8 protein-coding genes are annotated in these 6,274 nt (G+C 55.7%); all 8 read left to right on the forward strand.

Annotation, left to right across the window (positions count from 1 at the left end):
- Positions 1 to 49: 49 nt before the first annotated feature.
- The 8 genes from TJ79_RS20290 to groL all read left to right on the forward strand — a co-directional run bounded on the left by TJ79_RS20290 (position 50) and on the right by groL (position 6,176).
- Positions 50 to 712 (forward strand): 5-formyltetrahydrofolate cyclo-ligase, encoded by a 663-nt coding sequence (locus TJ79_RS20290; RefSeq protein WP_081757039.1) that lies wholly within the window; start codon positions 50 to 52, stop codon positions 710 to 712.
- 46 nt (positions 713 to 758) lie between these two features.
- Positions 759 to 1,253, forward strand: a complete 495-nt coding sequence (gene moaC / locus TJ79_RS20295) for a cyclic pyranopterin monophosphate synthase MoaC (protein ID WP_272944761.1) — start codon at positions 759 to 761, stop codon at positions 1,251 to 1,253.
- An 83-nt stretch (positions 1,254 to 1,336) separates the two neighbouring features.
- The gene (locus TJ79_RS20300) at positions 1,337 to 1,834 is read left to right on the forward strand and encodes a MogA/MoaB family molybdenum cofactor biosynthesis protein (protein ID WP_040952170.1); all 498 of its coding nucleotides are present in this window, start codon (positions 1,337 to 1,339) and stop codon (positions 1,832 to 1,834) included.
- A 14-nt stretch (positions 1,835 to 1,848) separates the two neighbouring features.
- Positions 1,849 to 2,844 carry a molybdopterin-binding protein gene (locus tag TJ79_RS20305; RefSeq protein ID WP_081757040.1) on the forward strand — a complete coding sequence of 332 codons (996 nt, stop codon included), beginning with the start codon at positions 1,849 to 1,851 and terminating at the stop codon, positions 2,842 to 2,844.
- Between the two features lie 112 nt (positions 2,845 to 2,956).
- Positions 2,957 to 3,259 carry a twin-arginine translocase TatA/TatE family subunit gene (locus TJ79_RS20310; protein WP_040952172.1) on the forward strand — a complete coding sequence of 101 codons (303 nt, stop codon included), beginning with the start codon at positions 2,957 to 2,959 and terminating at the stop codon, positions 3,257 to 3,259.
- Between the two features lie 11 nt (positions 3,260 to 3,270).
- Entirely contained in the window at positions 3,271 to 4,056 is a 786-nt protein-coding gene (tatC, locus tag TJ79_RS20315; RefSeq protein WP_052339805.1) for a twin-arginine translocase subunit TatC, read from the forward strand.
- 120 nt (positions 4,057 to 4,176) lie between these two features.
- Positions 4,177 to 4,458, forward strand: coding sequence for a co-chaperone GroES (gene groES / locus TJ79_RS20320; RefSeq protein ID WP_040952173.1), 282 nt, complete (start codon positions 4,177 to 4,179; stop codon positions 4,456 to 4,458).
- Positions 4,459 to 4,547: 89 nt separating this feature from the next.
- Positions 4,548 to 6,176: a chaperonin GroEL gene (gene groL / locus TJ79_RS20325; RefSeq protein ID WP_040952174.1), complete on the forward strand. Its 1,629-nt coding sequence runs from the start codon at positions 4,548 to 4,550 to the stop codon at positions 6,174 to 6,176.
- The last annotated feature ends 98 nt before the right edge of the window (positions 6,177 to 6,274 follow it).

A 6,274-nucleotide genomic window follows, 5' to 3' on the forward strand; every position in this document is an offset into this window, starting at 1 on the left:
AGGGCGCTGTGATAAAATAAAAGTACTTTCAATTCGACTATCATTATTAATGAAGAGTGATGCTTTCGTGCTTGCGTCAAACGTGATTCGCATCCAAAAAGAAGATATGCGCCGAAGGATCATCGCCCTTCGTTCTTCGCTTCAGCCGGACCTGCACAGCCGGTATTCCCAGGCTATTTGCGACCGAGCTGAGCAATTGCTGGCGACATTTCCTTTTTCACCGGACTCGCTGGTGCTGGTTTATATGCCCTTTGGCCGGGAGATCGATATCTTGCCGCTGATTGAGCGCTTTTGGCAGAGGGGGATTTCGGTAGCCGCCCCGGTTTCGCGATCCGCCCCAAAAAGGCTGGAGTGGCGGCGGACATCCGGCCTTTCCGATCTGGAGCCGGGCGTCTGGGGAATACGCGAGCCATCGCAGCTTTGCCCGCTGGTGGAGGATTTCTCGAAAGCCGAGCTTTTGCTTCTTCCCGGCGTCGCTTTTGATTCCGGTTGCGGCAGACTCGGATATGGCGGCGGTTATTATGACCGTTTTCTAGGCGATCTTCCGGCCTCGTCAGCACCATTTAAGCTCGCTCTTGCCTTTGATCTTCAGATTGTTGAGCGGGTTCCTTTCGGAAAGTATGATCAATATGCCGACGCCGTACTGACGGAAAGCTGTTTTTTTAGCGAAAAAGATCTGCAGGCACCATGGATTGACCAAGCGGGGTTATAACGAGAACGGCGGATATGCCGCGATAGAGAGAAAAAGGAGGTGCTGCGTGGCTCACAATGAAGGTTTGACCCATTTTAACGAACAAGGCCGCGCCCGTATGGTGGATGTGGCGGGAAAACCGGACACGCTGCGAACGGCTGTGGCCGAGACTTTTGTACGCATGAAGCCGGAGACGCTGGAGGCGATCAAAGGAGGGACGGTGAAAAAGGGCGACGTTTTGGCGGTAGCCCAGGTAGCCGGGATCATGGCGGCGAAAAAAACCTCCGATTGGATTCCTATGTGTCATCCGCTGCCGCTGTCCGGGGCGGATATCCGTTTTTCCGACAACGGAACCGATGAGCTTCGCATCGTCTGCACCGTACGGACGACAGGGCCTACGGGCGTCGAGATGGAAGCGCTGACGGCGGCAAGCGCCGCGGCGTTGACGGTATATGATATGTGTAAGGCGCTGGATAAAGGGATGGAGCTGGGGATGACGCGGCTGCTCGAGAAAACGGGGGGCAAAAGCGGGGATTATAAACGGGAAACCGCCGCACCTTGAAGCCTCGCGAATGTTTATACTTCCTTAGGCGAAGCCGCAATCCATTATGAAAGAAGCTCCGACAAGAAAGCGAGGCGAATCCCATGCGCTGGAAAGTTTCGATTTTAACGGCCAGCGATAAAGGCTCCCGGGGCGAACGGGAGGATACCAGCGCTCAGGTCATCCGCGAGATGGTGGAGGAAGAGCTGCAGGGCGAGATCGTTGAGTACCGTATTGTACCGGATGAAGTAAAGGAAATTATGGCTTCTCTTATTGAGATGGCGGATTACTATCAATCGGATTTGATTTTGACCACAGGCGGAACGGGCTTTTCGCCTCGGGACGTGACACCGGAGGCGACGATGGCGGTGGTGGATCGGCTGGCTCCGGGCATCCCCGAAGCGATGCGTGCTGCCGGCATGCAGCGGACGCCCCGGGCGATGCTCTCCCGGGCTGTAGCCGGCATCCGCAACCGGACGTTGATCATCAACCTGCCCGGCAGCCCTAAAGGGGTGCACGAATCCCTCGCGGCTGTGATCGATCAATTGCCCCATGCTCTCGGAATCCTGTCGCAGCGGACAGATTCGGAAGATCATTCATGACGAGGGCGGAATCCATGCTCCAAGAGGTGCGGGTCGAGGATGCGGTAGGCATGGTGCTCGCTCACGATCTGACGCAGATTCTGCCCGGAACGTTCAAGGGCAGTTTGTTTCGCAAAGGGCATGTCATCCGAGAGGAGGACATCCCGGCGCTCCTCCGCATCGGCAAGGAGCATATCTACATTTTGCGCCTGGCGGAGGGCTGGCTGCATGAAGACGACGCGGCCCGTCGCCTTGCCGCTGCCGCCGCCGGCGCAAACATCGCGCTGACCGAGCCCCATGAGGGCAAGGTCAGCTTGAATGCCGCCTTGAGCGGTTTGGTGAAGGTGGACCGGACCTTTGTCGACGGCGCCAACGCCGTCGAGCAGGTGGTCGTGTCCACGCTGCGCACCGATACCGCCGTCAAGGCGGGGCAAACCGTTGCCGCCTGCCGCGTCATTCCCCTCGTCACCGAGGAGGAACGGGTGGCGCGGGTGGAGGCGGCGGCGCTTGAGCGGTCCGGTGCGCAAGGCGGACCGGTTTGGGTAAAGCCCTTTAAGCCGCTCCGGGCCGGTCTCGTCACCACCGGCAGCGAGGTGTTCAAAGGGCTGATCGAAGACAAGTTCGGCCCGGTGGTGCGGGCTAAGCTGGCGGACCTCGGCTCTGAGGTCGTCGAGCAGCGTCTTGTCCCGGACGACAGTGACGGCATCGTCCAGGAAATCCACCGCTTTCGGGAGATGGGCGTCGATCTCATCCTCGTCACCGGTGGCATGTCCGTCGATCCCGACGACCGTACCCCCGGTGCGATCCGCCGCTCCGGAGCCAACATCGTCAGCTACGGGACGCCGATGCTGCCCGGCTCCATGCTGATGATGGCTTACCTGGACGGAGTGCCGGTCATGGGATTGCCGGGTTGTGTGATGCACGATCCGTACACATCCTTCGACGTTTTGCTGCCCCGGATCTGCGCCGGTGAGATCATCACCCGGCAAGAGATCGTGGCTATGGGCTACGGCGGCTTGCACGGATGCTGAAACCGTTCGTCTGGATGCGTGAATTAATATTACTGTAACGTCCTGCAGGCTAAACGATGGATAACAAACGATAAACAGTTTTATTTTTATATGATGAAAGGGATGAACTGCCATGTTTCACGGACCCGGTGTCGTAGGGATTATTTTAATCGTCATTGTCGCTTTGCTGGTCTTTGGCCCGAATAAGCTTCCGGAGCTGGGACGTGCTTTCGGCAAAACGCTGCACGAATTCAAAAAAGGCGCCAAAGATATAATGGACGACGTTGAAGATACCCAAACTCAGCAGCAGCCGCCCAGAGAATTGAAGCCGCCCATCCGCAAAGAGATCCGTTCCGAGGATGTGATTGTTCACCAGACGGAGCAGTCGACAGATGACCAACAAACACCGAACCGCAAGCGCAGGCTTCCGGATTAATGGGGTAACCGATGAATCAGGATCGTGAAAAAGAGCATGAAACGGAGAACCAAGGGATGTCGCTTACGGAGCATCTGACGGAGCTTCGCCGGCGCATCATCTGGATTGTCGCCATGCTGGTGGTCTCGATGATCGGGGGCTTTTTCCTCTCCGTTCCCGTATTGGACTTCCTTAAAGGAGTCGGTCACGCCAAAGACACGGTATGGCACGCGCTGTCCCCGGGGGATTCGATCCGCATCTATATGCAGCTGGCGTTTTTCATCGCCGTCGGCATCACCCTGCCTTTTACCTTGTACCAGCTTTGGGCGTTTGTCCGCCCCGGTCTGCACCCGGCAGAACGCAAAGCGACCCTCAAGTACATTCCCATCTCCGTCCTGCTGTTTCTGGCGGGCGTTGCCTTTGCCTATCTGGTCGTGTTTCAAATGGCGCTGGAGTTTGCCATCCGCCTGAACCGCAGCCTGCATGTGGAGGAAATGTACGGCATTAATCAGTATTTTTCGTTCATGCTCAATATCGTCATGCCGGTGGCGCTGCTGTTTGAGCTGCCGGTGCTGATTATGTTTTTGACGAAGCTCCGGATCTTGAACCCATTGCGGCTGAAAAAAATGCGCCGGTACGCCTACTTCGTACTGGTGGTGCTGTCCACTTTGATCGCTCCTCCGGATTTAATGTCCAATTTGCTCATCGTGCTCCCCTTGATTTTGCTGTATGAGCTTAGTGTGACGCTGTCTCGAAGAATTTACCGGAAGCAACTGGAAGCGGAAAAAAGATGGGAAGCCGAGTACGGGGCAAAATGATTCGCTTTTTACCTAGAATTCACTTGCAAATTCCAGGCAAAATTATTATCATAGAAATTGTTGTTAGCACTGATGATGGTCGAGTGCTAAATCTACATATCAAAAGGAGGCAGTTTTTCCATGATCAAACCTTTGGGTGATCGCGTTGTGCTCGAAGCAATTGCGAAGGAGGAGACCACTGCAAGCGGTATCGTTCTTCCAGAAACGGCTAAGGAGAAACCGCAGGAAGGGAAAGTCGTTGCTGTAGGCGCCGGCGTCCTCAAAGACGGTGTGCGTGTACCGTTGGAAGTTAAAGAAGGCGACCGTGTCATCTTCTCCAAATATGCTGGGACTGAAGTGAAATTTGAAGGCCGTGAGCTTTTGATTATGCGCGAAAGCGACATTTTGGCCGTTCTGGCTTAAGGCATCGCGAGCGAAAGCAATGACTTGTCGCCGGCCCCTAGGCGGCCGGTTCTATACTTATCCCACAATGACCAGGAGGTTAATAACTAATGGCTAAAGATATCAAGTTTAGCGAAGACGCACGCCGCGCCATGCTGCGCGGGGTTGACGCCCTTGCAAACGCAGTAAAAGTAACCCTCGGCCCGAAAGGCCGCAACGTCGTATTGGAAAAGAAATTCGGCAGCCCGCTGATCACCAACGACGGTGTTACCATCGCTAAGGAAATCGAACTGGAAGACGCTTTCGAAAACATGGGCGCTCAACTGGTTAAAGAAGTCGCTACCAAAACCAACGACGTTGCCGGTGACGGCACCACCACCGCTACGGTTCTGGCTCAAGCGATGATCCGCGAAGGCCTGAAAAACGTAACCGCCGGCGCTAACCCGATGGTCATCCGCCGCGGTATCGAGAAGGCTGTGAGAGCTGCCGTTGAAGAACTGGCCGCAATCGCCAAGCCGATCGAAGGCAAGCAATCCATCGCGCAAGTTGCTGCAATCTCCGCTGCTGACGACGAGTTGGGTCAACTGATCGCCGAAGCTATGGAAAAAGTGGGCAATGACGGCGTTGTAACCGTTGAAGAATCCAAAGGCTTCACCACCGATCTGGAAGTGGTAGAAGGCATGCAGTTTGACCGCGGCTACATCTCTCCGTACATGATCACCGATACGGACAAAATGGAAGCTGTACTGGACGAACCGTACATCCTGATCACCGACAAGAAGATCTCCAACATCCAAGAGATCCTGCCGGTTTTGGAAAAAATCGTGCAACAAGGCCGTCCGCTGCTGATCGTTGCCGAAGACGTAGAAGGCGAAGCACAAGCTACCTTGATCGTCAACAAACTGCGCGGCACCTTCACTTGCGTAGCCGTTAAAGCCCCTGGCTTTGGCGACCGCCGCAAAGCCATGCTGGGAGACATCGCTGCTCTGACCGGCGGCCAAGTCATCACCGAAGAACTCGGTCTTGACCTGAAGAGCACTGGCATCGAGCAATTGGGCCGTGCCCGTCAAGTTCGCGTGACCAAAGAAAACACCATCATCGTGGATGGCGCAGGCGACAAGAAAGACATCGGCTCCCGCATCCAACAAATTAAAATCCAACTGGAAGAAACCACTTCCGAGTTCGATAAAGAAAAACTGCAAGAACGTCTGGCCAAGCTGGCCGGCGGCGTAGCCGTCATCAAAGTCGGCGCTGCTACCGAAACTGAGCTGAAAGAGCGCAAGCTGCGCATCGAAGACGCCCTTAACTCCACCCGCGCTGCGGTTGAAGAAGGCATCGTCTCCGGCGGCGGTACCGCCCTGGTGAACGTATACGCTGCAGTAGCCGCAGTTCAAGCCAATGGCGACGAACAAACCGGCGTCAACATCGTGCTCCGCGCTCTGGAAGAGCCGGTTCGCATCATCGCCACCAACGCAGGCCAAGAAGGCTCCGTTGTTGTTGAGCGCCTGAAGAAGGAAGACAAAGGCATCGGCTACAACGCCGCTACCGGCGAATGGGTCAACATGTTCCAAGCCGGTATCGTCGACCCGACCAAGGTTACCCGCTCCGCGCTGCAAAACGCAGCTTCCGTTGCGGCCATGTTCCTCACCACCGAGGCTGTCATCGCCGACAAACCGGAAAAAGACAAGCCGGCTATGCCTGACATGGGCGGCATGGGCGGAATGGGCGGCATGATGTAATCTGATAACCTAAAGCCTAATCAGGCGTAGGTTATCTGAGCTGCCACTATTGCAAAATTAAACGGAAGCCTCTCACGAGTTCAGTGAACTTGTGGGAG

It is taken from the genome of Gorillibacterium massiliense, from assembly GCF_000455485.1.
Lineage (GTDB): Bacteria > Bacillota > Bacilli > Paenibacillales > NBRC-103111 > Gorillibacterium > Gorillibacterium massiliense.